16 protein-coding genes are annotated in these 13,639 nt (G+C 61.3%); 2 read left to right on the top strand and 14 right to left on the bottom strand.

What is annotated here, in order from left to right:
• Nucleotide 1: 1 nt before the first annotated feature.
• The 12 genes from AC1DY9_RS17965 to AC1DY9_RS17910 all read right to left on the bottom strand — a co-directional run bounded on the left by AC1DY9_RS17965 (nucleotide 2) and on the right by AC1DY9_RS17910 (nucleotide 10,379).
• Nucleotides 2–418 carry a hypothetical protein gene (locus AC1DY9_RS17965; RefSeq protein WP_477667222.1) on the bottom strand — a complete coding sequence of 139 codons (417 nt, stop codon included), beginning with the start codon at nucleotides 416–418 and terminating at the stop codon, nucleotides 2–4.
• Between the two features lie 201 nt (nucleotides 419–619).
• Nucleotides 620–1,117, bottom strand: a complete 498-nt coding sequence (locus tag AC1DY9_RS17960) for a GNAT family N-acetyltransferase (protein WP_477667221.1) — start codon at nucleotides 1,115–1,117, stop codon at nucleotides 620–622.
• Nucleotides 1,118–1,179: 62 nt separating this feature from the next.
• On the bottom strand, nucleotides 1,180–1,509 hold the full coding sequence (locus tag AC1DY9_RS17955; protein ID WP_477667220.1) for a cupin domain-containing protein: 330 nt from the start codon (nucleotides 1,507–1,509) through the stop codon (nucleotides 1,180–1,182).
• Nucleotides 1,510–1,596: 87 nt separating this feature from the next.
• The gene (locus AC1DY9_RS17950; RefSeq protein ID WP_477667219.1) at nucleotides 1,597–2,094 is read right to left on the bottom strand and encodes a hypothetical protein; all 498 of its coding nucleotides are present in this window, start codon (nucleotides 2,092–2,094) and stop codon (nucleotides 1,597–1,599) included.
• A 378-nt stretch (nucleotides 2,095–2,472) separates the two neighbouring features.
• Nucleotides 2,473–2,946: a SixA phosphatase family protein gene (locus AC1DY9_RS17945; protein WP_477667218.1), complete on the bottom strand. Its 474-nt coding sequence runs from the start codon at nucleotides 2,944–2,946 to the stop codon at nucleotides 2,473–2,475.
• Between the two features lies 1 nt (nucleotide 2,947).
• Nucleotides 2,948–5,041, bottom strand: coding sequence for a polyphosphate kinase 1 (gene ppk1, locus AC1DY9_RS17940; protein WP_477667217.1), 2,094 nt, complete (start codon nucleotides 5,039–5,041; stop codon nucleotides 2,948–2,950).
• A gap of 50 nt (nucleotides 5,042–5,091) precedes the next feature.
• Entirely contained in the window at nucleotides 5,092–6,219 is a 1,128-nt protein-coding gene (locus AC1DY9_RS17935) for a glycosyltransferase family 4 protein (protein ID WP_477667216.1), read from the bottom strand.
• Nucleotides 6,216–7,079, bottom strand: coding sequence for a UDP-2,3-diacylglucosamine diphosphatase (locus tag AC1DY9_RS17930; protein ID WP_477667215.1), 864 nt, complete (start codon nucleotides 7,077–7,079; stop codon nucleotides 6,216–6,218). The genes AC1DY9_RS17935 and AC1DY9_RS17930 overlap by 4 nt, the downstream gene beginning before the upstream one ends.
• Nucleotides 7,079–7,945, bottom strand: coding sequence for a GNAT family N-acetyltransferase (locus AC1DY9_RS17925; RefSeq protein ID WP_477667214.1), 867 nt, complete (start codon nucleotides 7,943–7,945; stop codon nucleotides 7,079–7,081). The genes AC1DY9_RS17930 and AC1DY9_RS17925 overlap by 1 nt, the downstream gene beginning before the upstream one ends.
• A gap of 111 nt (nucleotides 7,946–8,056) precedes the next feature.
• Nucleotides 8,057–8,320 carry a hypothetical protein gene (locus AC1DY9_RS17920; RefSeq protein ID WP_477667213.1) on the bottom strand — a complete coding sequence of 88 codons (264 nt, stop codon included), beginning with the start codon at nucleotides 8,318–8,320 and terminating at the stop codon, nucleotides 8,057–8,059.
• Between the two features lie 370 nt (nucleotides 8,321–8,690).
• Nucleotides 8,691–9,197, bottom strand: a complete 507-nt coding sequence (locus AC1DY9_RS17915; RefSeq protein ID WP_477667212.1) for a hypothetical protein — start codon at nucleotides 9,195–9,197, stop codon at nucleotides 8,691–8,693.
• A 54-nt stretch (nucleotides 9,198–9,251) separates the two neighbouring features.
• Nucleotides 9,252–10,379 (bottom strand): MFS transporter, encoded by a 1,128-nt coding sequence (locus AC1DY9_RS17910; protein WP_477667211.1) that lies wholly within the window; start codon nucleotides 10,377–10,379, stop codon nucleotides 9,252–9,254.
• A gap of 75 nt (nucleotides 10,380–10,454) precedes the next feature.
• Between AC1DY9_RS17910 and AC1DY9_RS17905 the strand changes: the two genes are divergently transcribed.
• Both AC1DY9_RS17905 and AC1DY9_RS17900 read left to right on the top strand, forming a co-directional pair.
• Nucleotides 10,455–11,354 carry a LysR substrate-binding domain-containing protein gene (locus tag AC1DY9_RS17905; protein ID WP_457278678.1) on the top strand — a complete coding sequence of 300 codons (900 nt, stop codon included), beginning with the start codon at nucleotides 10,455–10,457 and terminating at the stop codon, nucleotides 11,352–11,354.
• A 150-nt stretch (nucleotides 11,355–11,504) separates the two neighbouring features.
• Complete coding sequence (locus AC1DY9_RS17900) at nucleotides 11,505–11,813, top strand: plasmid stabilization protein (protein WP_477667210.1); 309 nt, start codon at nucleotides 11,505–11,507, stop codon at nucleotides 11,811–11,813.
• Nucleotides 11,814–12,179: 366 nt separating this feature from the next.
• Here the strand turns inward: AC1DY9_RS17900 and AC1DY9_RS17895 are convergent, their stop codons facing one another.
• Both AC1DY9_RS17895 and AC1DY9_RS17890 read right to left on the bottom strand, forming a co-directional pair.
• Nucleotides 12,180–12,767, bottom strand: a complete 588-nt coding sequence (locus AC1DY9_RS17895) for a hypothetical protein (protein ID WP_477667209.1) — start codon at nucleotides 12,765–12,767, stop codon at nucleotides 12,180–12,182.
• Between the two features lie 25 nt (nucleotides 12,768–12,792).
• The gene (locus AC1DY9_RS17890) at nucleotides 12,793–13,581 is read right to left on the bottom strand and encodes a DUF899 domain-containing protein (protein WP_457278681.1); all 789 of its coding nucleotides are present in this window, start codon (nucleotides 13,579–13,581) and stop codon (nucleotides 12,793–12,795) included.
• Between the last annotated feature and the right edge of the window lie 58 nt (nucleotides 13,582–13,639).

The raw sequence follows: 13,639 nt of genomic DNA, 5'->3' as shown, positions 1-13,639 counted from the left end.
GTCAGGCGCTGCCGTTTGCATGCTGAGATCTTGCCTGAAGGAGGACTGCGGCCGGCGGCGCCAGAAGAATGACGAGAAGCACAACAGGCCAGATATTACCGTCTTTGAATGCATACGCTTCGAGTAGCTCAGACCAGGCCTTGTGCTGAACGTAACGGCCAAAGCTGAACTCGAAGACCAGTGTGAGACACAACCAGGAAGCGCCAACGCAAAGACCTTGCAAGATTGTGATGCCGTGGCTGAGACGAACAAGGGCGAAAGACACAAGCATCACAAAAAGGGAAAGTAGCGCCCCGCTCATGACCAGACCAGTGGTCTTGCCAAGAACAGGAATCAGAACAATCTCGCGAAGCGCTCCGTTGGCAACGGCCAGGGCAAGTATGACCAGCCAGGCAACAAGCGGCTTGAGCAACGGCATGGAATTCCTTGCGGCGTCTAAAGTTTGACATGAACCCTCTTCTTCTCTTCTTCTCTTCTTCTCTTCTTCTCTTCTTCTCTTCTTCTCCGGGAGCCGCGCGACGTACTCTGGGCACCAAAGCACTCAAGCTTTCAGATCCCCTAACGTTTGAGATGAGAGGCGTGATCCGGCATGCCGGGGCACGTCCCCTCGATGGAAAGGTTAGGCGTCATTGCGTTGCAGTGACAACCCATAGAACTTGGTGTCAACAGCCATGACGGGAAAGCTCTCTGGCAGAGCTTCTTTGACCATCTCGTGGAAGCCATTCTTCTCGTAGAACCTGTGGGCGGCAAGGAACTTGGCTGTTGTGCCCAGGAAGACCTCTCGTACACCTTGAGCACGACACCAGCTGAGCAGTGTTTGAAGCAGCTCCTTGGCGACGCCATGCTCCGGCCCGCGATGCGAGCTGGCCACGAACATCTTGCGCAGAGCTGCCTGACAGTTTCCGATGTCTAGCAGAGCAAGTGTGCCGACAACGGCTCCCGCCTCCAGGGCGACCCAGAAGTTGCCGATGCCATGCTGATAGAAACCGGCAATGTCCTGCAGGTCTGGTTGTGCTTCCAGTGTGATCGGGATTTCGAACTCGGACTGTTGAATCGGCAGGATCACAGACACGACACCATCGGCGTGAGCCGGAGAGAAGGGGACGATTTGAATCATTGGTTCTATTCTGGCGGTGAACGTTTGAGCTGAACGACGGGCGGCGGCGTGGTAAGGAAACTTTAGACAAGCATAGTTCCGTCTTTCGCGGTACCCGGCGGTTCGATAAGTATGAAGTGAGCCTCCTCAGTGGCTACTGGGCGATGCTCGACGCCTCGTGGAACGACGAACATTTCTCCCGGGCCGAGGTGAACACTGCGATTGCGCATTTCGATTGTGATGCTGCCCTTGAGTACCAAGAAGAAATCGTCTGTATCTTCATGCTTGTGCCAAGCGTACGAGCCCATGGCTTTGGCAACCATGACTTCGTTGCCATTGAAGTGCGCAACCGTTTCGGGTTGCCATGATTCAGAAACACTTGATAGCACTGCCGAAAGGTTGACAGAGTTCATTGCGTTGCACTCTTTCTATGTGAGGTGGAATATGACGCCTACCGTTTGACTTAAGCGGCGCCGATAGGCGTCCGCTTGAAGGAATGGTTAGGCCGCATTCGCGAAGGGGGGATTCTGGTGTTCAAAGCAATGTGGTCCAAGCCGACCGTTGAGCAAGTATTCATCGACCTCTGGCAGCAAAGCGGCCAACTCTGCGGTGATCAGGGAAGCTGGCCGTGGCGGACGGCCGAAGATTCGAAGCCATAGCGGCGCATCTTGGCAGAACCAGTGTCGGGTGCTGGAACCGGTGCCCGTGGGGTACAGGCAGACATAGCATGGTGCCTGGCCTGGGCCAATGTCCTGCGCCGAGGTATGCATGCCGTCGGCGATGGTTCCTTTGGCACTCACCGCGCCGAAGGACAGCTTGAACCTGGGCCTGCCGTACTTCTCCCACTGGAACTCGATGAAGTCGACTTGATTTTCACGGGTGCGCCGAAAGTCGATGAAGTGCGGCGCGTGGCGCTGATCAATCGAGAAGCCAAGCTCAACGAGACGCGGAAAGATGTCCGTCTTCAGTGCCTTGCGGAGGTGGGTAGTCGTGCCCATGCGGCCTAACGTAATGTATGCCGCAAAACCTGCCGTATAACCTGGCGCTTGCAATCTAATCTGGACATCAAAAACTCCTGTAAGCCGCTTTCACGCTGGATTTCAGGGCACCACGCTATAAATTTATACAGTTATAAAAATTCCGTGAAACCCCGCAATCCTCCGCTGCAGTCTGCCCGCTTGCTGGACCAGGTTCGGGAGCGGGTTCGGTATTTGCACTATAGCCTTGGCACCGAGAAAACTTGCCTGTATTGGGTCTGTTTTTTTGTCCGCTGGCATGACCGCAACGGGCATGCCGTATTCGCGCGATAAGAGATCGCAAGGTAGGAGCCCTCCAGGATGACGACCACGAGCTCAACCCGTGCCGGCAAGTACCGATCAGAGAACTTCAGGCGACTGCACAGTGACCACAACAGTCTGGTTAAGGCCGTCGCGGTCCCGGCTGCGAAGCCACCAGAGTGCACCCTTCTTGACCGGGCATTCGCTTTCCTGCAAGCTGAGCAGCTGCGCGATGGCCTGCCCCAAGTTGGGCTGGTGGCCCACCACCAGAATCGGCGACCTGGCCGACGGCCATTGCACCAGCTCCAGCAGCTGCTCCACCGTGGCGTCGGGCGCCAGCTCACTGCGGATTTTGTATTTGCGTCCCAACGCCAGCGCGGTCTGCTCGCAGCGCCGCGCCGGGCTGACGAAAATGCGCGCGCCTTCGGGCAACTGACGGTCCAGCCAGTTGGCCATGCGGGCCGCCTGCTTTTCGCCCCTTGACGTCAGCGAGCGCTCAAGATCGCTGGCGCCCTGCGGGTCACCCTCGGGCCAGTCTTCTGCCTCTGCATGACGCCACAGGATGAGGTCCATGTCATTTTTCCTGGTGATGGGGGGCCGAATAGCGCGCCATCAAGGCAGCCTGCGCACCGTGGCGCGGGGCATCACCCTGCAGGTTCACGCGCAGGTAGGTGCCGTCAGGCTGCAGATCCCAGGCGTCGCGCCCGTCATGCAGGTAGGCCACCAGGCATTCGTCGATGATGCGCTGGCGCAGCACGGGGTCGGTCACAGGCCAGGCCAGCTCCACCCGGCGCAGCATGTTGCGGTTCATCCAGTCGGCACTGGAAAGCAACAAAGTTTCTTCTTCAGCACAGCGGAAATAAAACACCCGTGAATGCTCGAGGAAACGGCCGATGATGGAACGCACGCGGATGTTGTCCGTGACACCGGGTACCTGGGCCGGCAGCATGCAGGCGCCGCGCACAATCAGGTCTATCTTCACGCCGCGCTGCCCTGCCCTCACCAGTGCCAGCATCAGGTCCTCGTCGGTCAGCGCATTCATCTTGGCCACGATGCGCGCGTCTTTGCCCTGCAGGGCGGCCTCGCCCAGTGCGTCGATCTTCTCGATCAGCTTGCGGTGCAGCTGGAACGGCGCCAGCAGCAAATGGTGCAGCTTGGGCAGGCGGCTCTGGCTGGCCAGGTGCACGAACACGTTGTCGATGTCGGCCGTCGTCAAGGGGTCGGCCGTCAGGTAGCTCAGGTCGGTATATAGGCGGGCCGTACGCGGGTTGTAGTTGCCGGTAGACAAGTGGGCATAGCGCACCAGGTGTTTGCCTTCGCGCCGCGTCACCAGCAACATCTTGGCGTGGGTTTTCAGGCCCACCACGCCATACACCACCTGCGCGCCTATCGACTCCAGCATTTCCGCCCAGTTGATGTTGGCTTCCTCATCGAAGCGCGCCTTGAGCTCCACCACCACCGTCACTTCCTTGCCGCGGCGCACGGCTTCGCGCAGCAGCACCATCAGCTCCGAGTCGGTACCGGTGCGGTAAATGGTCTGTTTGATCGCCAGTACCTGCGGGTCGTTAACCGCTTCGCGCAGGAAGGCGAGCACGCCGTCAAAACTTTCAAAAGGCTGGTGAATGGAAACGTCACCCTCCTTGAGCCGCTCAAAGAACGACTGGCCGGGCTGCAACTGGGTGGGGTAACACGCGCTGTACCCGGGGAAGAGCAGTTTGGGGTCATTGACCAGGTCCACCAGCTGCGTCAGCCGCACCAGATTGACGGGGCCGTGCACACGGTACAGGGACTGTGTCGGCAGGTTGAATTGCCTGAGCAGGAAGCTGGCCAGGTATTCCGAACAGCCCGCGGAAACCTCCAGCCGAACAGCCTGCCCGTAATGGCGTTGCTCCAGGCCCTGGCGCAAGGCGGTGCGCAGGTTTTTCACGTCGTCTTCATCCACGGCCAGGTCAGAATGCCGGGTGACGCGGAACTGCGAAAACTGCCCCACTTCGCGGCCGGCAAACAACTCGGCCAGGTGGGCCCGAATCACACTGGAAAGCGACACGAACAGCCGGCTCTTGTCCTTGCCGTGCGAGGGCATATGAATCAGCCGCGGCAACACGCGCGGCACCTTGACGATGGCAATGTCGTTGTCCCGCCCGAAAGCGTCGTGCCCGCCCAGCCGCACAATGAAGTTGAGCGACTTGTTGGCCACCTGGGGGAACGGGTGCGAAGGGTCCAGCCCGACTGGAATCAGCAACGGCCGCACTTCCCTTTCGAAATATTCTTTCACCCAGCGCCGCTGGGCCGCATTGCGCTCACCGTGCGAGACGATGCGTATGCCCTGCCGCTCAAAGGCCGGCAACAGCTCGTCGTTGTAAAGCGAATACTGGCGCGCCACCATGTCGTGGGCTGCCGCTGAAAGTGCCGCGAAAGACTGCACCGAATACAGTGCTTTTTGTTCATTGGCCTGCGCCGCCGTCAGGTGGGGCGCGGTGCGAACCTCGAAAAACTCGTCCAGGTTGGACGAAACAATGCACAGAAACCGCAGCCGTTCCAGCAGCGGCACGTCGGGCCGCTTCGCCCAGTCCAGCACCCGCTCATTGAAGGCAAGAATGCTGTGGTCGCGGTCCAGGAACTGGACGGGTGGCGCGGCGGCGGCCACCGAGGCGGGTGAAGTGGGCATCAACAAGAGTGGTCTTTGTCATTAACAACAAGTCACAGTGTTGACGTGTTTCATGACAATGGCGTGACAGTACTTTTGACTGATGGTGCACCCGCCTGAAGGGGTACGCAAGCACTGCCCCTGTTATTGCCGGGGTTGGCCTGAGCGCTGTTCTTCCCGGCAGTTACGAGGAAAGACTCGAAAAGCTGCGCCGCATGGGCCCAGCTGAAGTCCAGCGCACGCAAACGGGCTTCATGGCGCGGCACAGCCAAAGCGCTGTAACAGGCCTGTTGCAAATCTTCATGCATGACACCGCCGTGACAACTTCCATCGGGCTTTCCAAGCACTTCCAGCGGGCCATCGACCGGGTAGGCCGCCACCGGTGTGCCGACTGCCATGGCTTCGAGCATCACCAGACCAAAAGTTTCTGACCGGCTGGGAAAGGCGAACACATCGGCGGCGGCATAAACCTTGGCCAGCTCATCTCGGGGCAGAACGCCCATCCAGCGGACCTGCGGATAACGCTCCTTGAGTGTCGCCTCCAGGGGCCCTACCCCGCAGACCACCTTGGTCCCCGGAATGTCCAGCTTGAGGAAAGCCTCGATGTTTTTCTCATACGACACCCGGCCCACAAACAGCGACACCGGCCGCACCACCGTCCCCATGGGCGGGTACAGCCGCGCTTGCGGCTCAAAGCCGAAAAGCTCCGTGTCCACGCCGTGCGTCCAGCTGCGCAGGTTCTGAAAGCCCCGCTGCTCCAGCATGCGCAACACGCCGTGGGTAGGCACCATCACACCCGACGAGGGCCTGTGGAAATGGCGGAACAGCGCATAACCCCAGGACAGCGGAATCTTCAATGCCGCATGAAGGATCTCGGGGAACTTGGTGTGAAACGCGGTGGTGAACTTCAGGCCGCGCTTGAGGCAGTAGCTGCGCGCAGCCCAGCCCAGCGGGCCTTCGGTGGCAATGTGAATGGCCTCGGGCGCAAAGGCATCGAGCTTTTCGGTCAAACCACGCTTTGGGCGCACCGCCAGGTCAATGCCGGCATAACCCGGGCAAGGCCGCGTCTTGAAAAGGCCAGGCTGGATCACTTCCACCTGGTGGCCCAATTCCTGAAGCTCGCGCACCAGTTCTACCAGGGTCGTGACGACACCATTGACCTGCGGTTGCCAAGCATCCGTGACCAGAGCGACTCTCATGCTGTCACCGTGGAAGCCATGTGGCCACGGCCTTGTGTTTCGTGCGCCGGTGCCCAGTGCACCAGTTCGAGCGAGCCGTCGAAGTTTTCCACCAGCGCAGTGCGGCTTTCCACCCAGTCGCCGTCGTTGCAGTACAGCACGCCGTTGATGTCGCGCATCTCGGCCCGGTGGATGTGCCCGCAAACCACGCCCTGGTGGCCGCGGCGGCGGGCTTCATTGGCCACGGCCTCTTCAAAGTCGGTGACGTAATTGAGCGCGCTCTTGACCTTTTGCTTCAAGTAGGCCGACAGCGACCAGTACGGCAGGCCCAGGCGGGCGCGCAGGCTGTTGAGGTGGCGGTTGAGTTTGAGTGTGAATTCATAGAGGTTGTCGCCCACGTACGCCAGCCACTTGGCGCACTGCACCACCGCGTCGAAGTAATCGCCGTGGATGATCCACAGCTGCCGGCCGTCGGCGGTGGTATGCACGGCTTCATCGATCACCTCGATACCGCCGAACTGGTTGCCAATAAATTCACGCGCAAACTCATCATGGTTGCCCGGTACATAAACCACGCGGCAGCCTTTGCGGGCGCGGCGCAGCAGTTTTTGCACCACGTCATTGTGCGACTGCGGCCAGTACCAGCGCCGGCGCAGCTGCCAGCCGTCGACGATGTCGCCCACGAGGTACAGGTTGTCGCTCGGGTGGGCCTTCAAAAAATCCAGCAGCGCGACCGCCTGGCACCCGGGCGTGCCCAAGTGGATGTCGGAAATAAAGATGGTGCGATAGCGCTTGCGCAGCGAGTCGTCGTCATCATGGTCGTCGCTGTTCCCGCTGAAGCCATTGCCCAGCGCGCCCATGGCGTCAAACATGCTGCGCATCAGGCCTCCGAAGGGCTGCCCGACACAGGCTTGCCGGAAAAATGCTTGAGGTAGCGCGGTGGCAGGTCGGCGATGCGCATCATCATCGGCAGGTCGGCCGAGTTGAAGTCCGGGTCCCAGGCCGGTGCGCCCAGCACTTTCGCGCCCAGGCGCAGGTAGCCCTTGATCAGTGCGGGCGGCTCCACGTCCAGCGTGTCGTCCAGTTTTTCCACCGGCAGCGCCAGGCGCGGCGTCACGCGGTATTCAATGGGCGCCAGATGCGTTTGGCGCACCTGGCGCCAGATGCTGGCGGCCGCGTGCCCACTCGACACGCCGTTGTGCTGCATCGGAATGCTGGCGCAGCCGATCATCGTGTCCAGCTGGTTGCGCGCCATGAATTCAGCCAGCGCACCCCACAGCGCCAGGATGACGCCGCCGTGGCGGTGGTCGGCATGCACGCAGCTGCGGCCCAGCTCGACCATGCGCTCACGCAGGGAGCGCAGGCGAGTGAGGTCGAACTCGGTGTCGCTGTAGGTACTGCCCACGCGCTTTGCCTGGGTCGGCGTCAGCACGCGGTAGGTGCCTATGACTTCCTGGCTGTCGGCATCACGCACCAGCAGGTGTTCGCAATAGTCGTCAAACAGGTCGACGTCGTGGCCGGGCAGCACCTTGGAAAGGTTGGCACCCATCTCGAGCGCAAAAACCTGGTACCTCAGGCGCTGCGCCTGCCGGACCTCGTCCTGGTGCCGGGCCCAGCTGACCGTGATTTTCCCCACGGCAGGCCTTTGAACAACGGCGGGAATGACAGCATGACCGCTTTGATGAAGTGACCCCCGTGGCATTGCGACTGGCGACAATGCAAAGGTGGGATTGGGCAGTTCTTTCATGGCTAACTCCTTGTTTCCTGGTGTCTCAACAACTTCGGCAACTCATCAACTCGGCAATTCAGCAACTTCAAATCGCGCTGTAAAAAAGCCCCAAAAAAGGGGCTTTGACTCTCAATCACCGGCGGTCAGCGAAACCACCTTGTCACGTCGCCCCAAACCGGCGGCCAGCATCGGCCGCGCGTTCGAAAGACCCTCAAGCCAGGGCCGGGTGCCCGCCTTGAAGCGCAAGCCGCCCGGGCTGTTGGCCAAGGCTTGCGCGGTGCAGCGCAGGATGCGCAGGCACTGCTTGTTGAAGTCCTGGATGCCGCTGCTCAGGGTGCGGCTGGGGCCCTGCGCCTGTCCGTCATTCATCGGGTGCTCCGTCATGCTGGTCATGGCGTGATTCTGGGAGCCGGGGGTGACGCGTTCGTGTCAGTTCAATGGCAGTTGTGTGACACGGGAAGAAATTCGCGTCGTGTGGCGGGCACGCATCGGCCGCCTCGATGGCTCAGGAGACCGTTTTTTTCGGCAATCCCTCCACGGCAAGGCGCAGCCCTGCCCTGGCCTTGCAACCTCACCACCGTGCCGGCGCATGAGTACGGACAAACGGCAAAAGAGAACGGACATGCCAGAGATGACAAATCGGACATCCCTGGATTGGCTAAAACAGAAATCGTCGTCCCTGTAAAGCGACGAGTAGTTGCCATCGGCAATCGATCCAAACAGCGGTAAATCGACCGGGTGGACGGCCGCCTGCGCAACGCAGTTAGGAGCCTGTCGCGTACCTCGTTGCCAACAGCACTTCGAGCCTCTTTGTTATGGCCTCGCATTCGTCCGCCTCCAGACGGCTGAACTGGGCCGCCCAGGCTTTGGATGAAGCAAATTTTGGAAACTGCGGAGGTTCGCCCCATTGCCAATCGGGGTGACTCGCTGTCGGGCTTCTCCCAAAAATGTGGAGATGCATTTTCCGGTGAAGTTGAGGGGTTTTCGGTCCGGGTGGATGCGCCAGTTCGTTGAGCGCGTTGTTACCTGCCTCCCAGTAGTTCAGGCACCCTCCGGCGAGTTGGGGCAGTGTTTCCAGCATGGCTCTTGCGGTGGCTGCGACCAGGCAGCCCCATAGCGCCAGTTCATTGGGCGTCAATTCACTTCTTTCCCACACCGGCCGGGGCGGATTGACCAGCAAATGTCCGCCATCGCTTCGATGGTTCATCGGGCTGACGGGTAACGCGACCGTGCCCCCGGCGCAATTGATGAGTGTGTGGTGAATGTCCAAGTGAAAATCTCCAAAAGAAACGAGAGAATGAAGAGAGTGGCATCGGATTCGCGCTCAGTCGCTGCGCTGCCTCAGGCAGGCCATGGCGGTGGCCGAAAGAAGAAGTGCAGCAACGCCGTAAATCCATGCGGAGGGCACGATGGGCAACAACAGGCCGGCCAGCACCGGACCTGCGCCGGCGCCCATGTCGCGCCAGACCGAGCGTGTGGCGAGGGCTTGTATGCGTCCGGGTCCCGGCGTGCGCAGTGCAACCAGCGGCGGCAGCAGCGGCAACAGCAAGGCACGTAAAACCACGATGGCAAGTGCGCAAGTCCACAGCCAGCCGAAACCAAAGCCCACCAGGGCAACAGAAGTGAGCACGGAGAAGGTCACCATAAGAACTTCGACGCCATGCTTTTCAGCCATGTATCCGCCGGCAGAACTCAAGACAATTTCCGCCAGGTAACGGACCGACAGCAGAAGCCCCGCCACGATGACCGGGTTGCCGGGCAACAGGTCACGGCCCAGATAAGACAGGCCGATGATGAACAGGCCGTCCAGCACCAGGCCTTCCGTGAAGGAAAAGATGTCCAGCCCGCCCGGGAGCCTGATTCCTGTTTTTCGTGGTGCCGGCTCGGCATGTGCGGCGGTTGGCAGCTGCCGTGCGACCAGCAAGGCACTCAACGCAACAGCCGCGAACAGGAAAAAAATAACTTTAGGGCCAAACCAAAGCGCACACACGCCGCCCAAAGGAAGGGCAAGCATGGGCCCCAGTGCCGTGAATGCGCGGGATCGCCCTGCCCGACGCGCAGCGCCCGCCGGTTCGGCGGTGGCCAATGCCTGGGTGGCCAGGTTCAGGGCTGCGAAGGCCAGGCCCCACAAGAGCCGCAAGAACAACAGGGCGACGAACCCGGTCAGCATCGCGTAACCCAGCGCGCACACCGCGGCCGCTAGCGCCGCCAGTGAGCAGGTGAGCCGTTCGCCGTTGCGGGCGTAAAACCTTGCCACCGCTGCGTAGCCCGCAATGCGCACCAAGCGGTTAGCGGCCAGGAGAATGCCCGCTTCGGGCAAGGTGACGCCAAACGCAGGAGCGAACATCGGCAGGAGCAGGTAGAGCACCGTGTCCCCCGGAAGTGACAGCCCGAGCACCATGGCGGCTTGGCGCGAGTTGCGGTCGGAAGTAGAAGCCGTGATCTGTTGCATGGCTTGTATGGTGCGCAGGGCCGCCTCTCCCGACAAACGATATTAGTGCGCGGCACGTGTGAGAAAATTGCACACATGTTGCCTCGCCTGCCTCCGTTGAACGCGGTCCGCGCTTTCGCTGCGGCGGCGCGCCATCAGAGTTTCAGCCGGGCCGCCCTGGAATTACATGTGACGCACGGTGCCATCAGCCGCCAGATCAAGGCGCTGGAAACCTATCTTGGCGTGGACCTGTTCGAGCGGAAAACCCGGCAAGTTCTTCTGACGGCAGCCGGCCATCAGTTCCATACGCAGGTGGGGCCCGCACTCGGGCAGATTGGCGCAGCCGCCGAATCACTCAGGGGTGGTACACCATTGCGCGCCGTCAAGATCAACGTCCGGCCCACGTTCGCGGTGCGCTGGCTGATTCCCAGGTTGTCAGCGTTCGTGGCAAAGCACCCAGACATCGAACCGCAGGTGATGACCAGCACCTTGCCGCCGGACAAAGCGGTGGATGAATTCGATCTGGCCATCCGGCGGAGCACCAAGGGGTGGCCGCCGGCGATGCAGATTCATCCATTTCTGGAAGACGAAGTTCTTGTTGTGGGGTCGCCTGCACTGTTTGCCAGCCGCCCCGTCACCGGCCCGCACTCTTTGGCGTCCCATGTCCTGCTGCTATCCAAATCGCGCAACCATGATTGGGAAAACTGGAAAAAGCAGGTGAACGCACCAGAGCTCAATCCAGCCAGTTGCCTGCAATTTGACCATTTGCACTTTGTGCTTCAGGCCGCCGTCGACGGGCTGGGTTTTGCCTTGGCGCCGGTATCGCAAATTACCCATGACATGGCGGCGGGGCGGTTGATGAGCCCTTTGCCGGAATTGCGGATGGCGCTGGGTCGCCACTATTTTGGCCTTGCGCCCAATGCCGCCCCGGAGACGCAGCAGTTTGTGCAGTGGCTGATGGATGAACTGAACGCCACGCCTTCGGCGGAAGATTGAGATCGGCAGCGAAGCGCCTGCGCCGCGTAGGAGATCACCGACCTTTTTTCGGGAATGCCGCGCGCGAAGCGCCCTGCCCCGGTGCAGTATTTTCAAGCTCTCGCCATCGCAGCGATCACGGCAAAGAAAATCCAGCTAAGGAGAACCAACATGCCCAGAGGCGACAAATCTGCCTACACCGACAAGCAAAAGCGCCAGGCTGAACACATTGAAGAAGGCTACGAAGACCGCGGCGTAGGCAAGGAAGAAGCCGAGCGCCGGGCCTGGGCCACCGTCAACAAGGAGACCGGCGGCGGCAAGAAGTCCGGATCGGGCCGCGGCAAGGCAGAAAACCATGCGCCGTCCCGCAAGGGTGGGCGCCTTGGCGGCGCAGCCGCAGCTTCCCGCACGGCGCAAGAGCGGTCAGCCTCCGCCAAAAAAGCCGCAGCCACCCGCAAGCGGAATGCGGCCAGGAAATAGCCCCGCCGGGTGTGTTCCAGCTGCAGGCGGTCGAAATGGCTGCGCACGGCGCGGCGAAATCGCTATTGTTTTGATAGCTGCTCGCGCCCATCCATATTGCCTCGAAGGGCTAAATTACCCCTAAAAACGGGCCCTCAAGGCACCCAAAAAGGCGCTTAGGCAGAGGAAAAAACATCGAAATGCTCAAAAACTGCTGTTTTTTTGCCTGTTTCGGGCATCAAATCGCGCTCAAGCCCAATAGGGATCTGCGCAAGCAGCTATAGAAAATATAGCAAATCAAACAGCACCCAGACAGTGGAAGCAGCAACTACCTCGGCCATGGCAGCCTGCGGAGCCTGGCCAGCGCTTCGCGCAGCCACATCACCATCAGCGCTGCGCCGGAGGCCGTACCCGCATTCGAGCGTTGATCACACGGGCACCGGCATCCAGACCACGGCAAACCCCGGTGGCAACCAAGCCGGTGACGGCAAGCATCGCGGCGGTATGAACGCCTACCGCCGCGAGGGCCAGCGCCAGCGGTCCTGACCCTGCCAGCTCCGCAGCCCGCGCCTCCCCTGCGCACAACGGGATCAGGGCCGGCACCAGCATCAAGCCGGCGCCGTGCGCGGTGGACATCATGAAAGACCAGAGCGCCAGCCCGGCGTGCCCCGCTGGTGCGCGCGCCGCCCTGGGTGCGCGGCCCGACAGGTGAACCACGGCGAAGGCGGCCAGCAGGCCGCCTGCCAGGACCTGCAGCGTGAAGCGATCCAGCGTCAGGCCCCCTGCCACCGCGCCGGCCACCAGCGCGACCGAAGCGGTGTGCCCGGCCGCAATCGGCAGCAGCGCCCACAGCGCCTGCGACCGGTCGCGTGCGCGCACGCCCCACGCGGCGGCGAGCGCCCAGCCGGTGGCGGGGTTCAGCCCATGAAGGGCGCCGACCCCTGCCACCACAAGCCACGGCCAAAGGCTTGACATGATGGGCGCACCGTTCGCGGACTGCTCAGGCCTTCGTGCTGCAGCACGAATCGGCTTCGGGCGCGGGCGTGAATGCGGACGCGGTTTCGTAGCGGTCGTGGTGGCGCACCCAGTCCATCTTGTAAAACCCGTCATGCTCGTCCCGGCCCTTGGGCGTGAGGTCCAGCATGTTGTAGGTGCCCATCATCACTTCCACACCGCGACCGTAGGTCGAGTAGGTGTGGAAGACTTCGCCCGCGTCGTCCTTGTAGAACAGGCTGATGCCGGGCGCTTCTTCGGCCGGGAATTCGGTCATGCCGTAGTTGTAGTTGACGGTGCCGTTGACCCTTTCCTCGGGCTTGAAGCTCACGTGGAAGTCGTAGTTGAAGTCGCTGCTGTTTGAAGAGACCCACTTGAAGGCCCAGCCCATGCGGCGGCGAAAACGCTCGATCTCAGGCAGCGTTGCGCGCGAGACGGCCACAAAACTCACGTCGCGGTGCGCCAGGTGGATCTTCATGCCTTCAGTGTGGTCGGCCATGTAAGAGCAGCTCGGGCAGCCCTGCTCCCAGCCCGGCCCGAACATGAAGTGCTGCACCATCAGCTGGCGGCGCCCTTCAAACAGGTCGGCGAGCGAGCGCTTGCCTTCGGGCGTGTCGAAGACGTAGTTTTTTTCGACGCGGACCCAGGGGAGCGCACGGCGCTCGCCGGCGATCCGGTCGCGCAGGCGTGTCAGTTCCTTCTCCTGCGCCAGCAGCGTCTTGCGCTCGGCCAGCCATTTGTCTCTGGACACGACGGAGTGCTTCATAGGGGATGTTTCGGTCACGGTGGTATTCATGGTGTTCTCCTGGGTTAAACGAGTGGGTGATTCAGTGAATGAAAGGCAGGTGGTCGGG

It is taken from the genome of Polaromonas sp. P1_F6 (assembly GCF_056405695.1).
This window is presented reverse-complemented; position numbering and strand designations above follow the sequence as displayed.

What these genes read in the sequence shown, in the direction of transcription:
- AC1DY9_RS17950 (WP_477667219.1), bottom strand. Translation starts at nt 2,094, where the DNA reads ATGGGCACGACTACCCACCTCCGCAAGGCACTGAAGACGGACATCTTT.
- AC1DY9_RS17905 (WP_457278678.1), top strand. Translation starts at nt 10,455, where the DNA reads ATGTTGCCTCGCCTGCCTCCGTTGAACGCGGTCCGCGCTTTCGCTGCG.
- AC1DY9_RS17960 (WP_477667221.1), bottom strand. Translation starts at nt 1,117, where the DNA reads ATGATTCAAATCGTCCCCTTCTCTCCGGCTCACGCCGATGGTGTCGTG.
- AC1DY9_RS17890 (WP_457278681.1), bottom strand. Translation starts at nt 13,581, where the DNA reads ATGAATACCACCGTGACCGAAACATCCCCTATGAAGCACTCCGTCGTG.
- AC1DY9_RS17935 (WP_477667216.1), bottom strand. Translation starts at nt 6,219, where the DNA reads ATGAGAGTCGCTCTGGTCACGGATGCTTGGCAACCGCAGGTCAATGGT.
- AC1DY9_RS17895 (WP_477667209.1), bottom strand. Translation starts at nt 12,767, where the DNA reads ATGTCAAGCCTTTGGCCGTGGCTTGTGGTGGCAGGGGTCGGCGCCCTT.
- AC1DY9_RS17955 (WP_477667220.1), bottom strand. Translation starts at nt 1,509, where the DNA reads ATGAACTCTGTCAACCTTTCGGCAGTGCTATCAAGTGTTTCTGAATCA.
- AC1DY9_RS17930 (WP_477667215.1), bottom strand. Translation starts at nt 7,079, where the DNA reads ATGCGCAGCATGTTTGACGCCATGGGCGCGCTGGGCAATGGCTTCAGC.
- AC1DY9_RS17945 (WP_477667218.1), bottom strand. Translation starts at nt 2,946, where the DNA reads ATGGACCTCATCCTGTGGCGTCATGCAGAGGCAGAAGACTGGCCCGAG.
- AC1DY9_RS17910 (WP_477667211.1), bottom strand. Translation starts at nt 10,379, where the DNA reads ATGCAACAGATCACGGCTTCTACTTCCGACCGCAACTCGCGCCAAGCC.
- ppk1 (WP_477667217.1), bottom strand. Translation starts at nt 5,041, where the DNA reads ATGCCCACTTCACCCGCCTCGGTGGCCGCCGCCGCGCCACCCGTCCAG.
- AC1DY9_RS17900 (WP_477667210.1), top strand. Translation starts at nt 11,505, where the DNA reads ATGCCCAGAGGCGACAAATCTGCCTACACCGACAAGCAAAAGCGCCAG.
- AC1DY9_RS17965 (WP_477667222.1), bottom strand. Translation starts at nt 418, where the DNA reads ATGCCGTTGCTCAAGCCGCTTGTTGCCTGGCTGGTCATACTTGCCCTG.
- AC1DY9_RS17925 (WP_477667214.1), bottom strand. Translation starts at nt 7,945, where the DNA reads ATGAAAGAACTGCCCAATCCCACCTTTGCATTGTCGCCAGTCGCAATG.
- AC1DY9_RS17920 (WP_477667213.1), bottom strand. Translation starts at nt 8,320, where the DNA reads ATGACCAGCATGACGGAGCACCCGATGAATGACGGACAGGCGCAGGGC.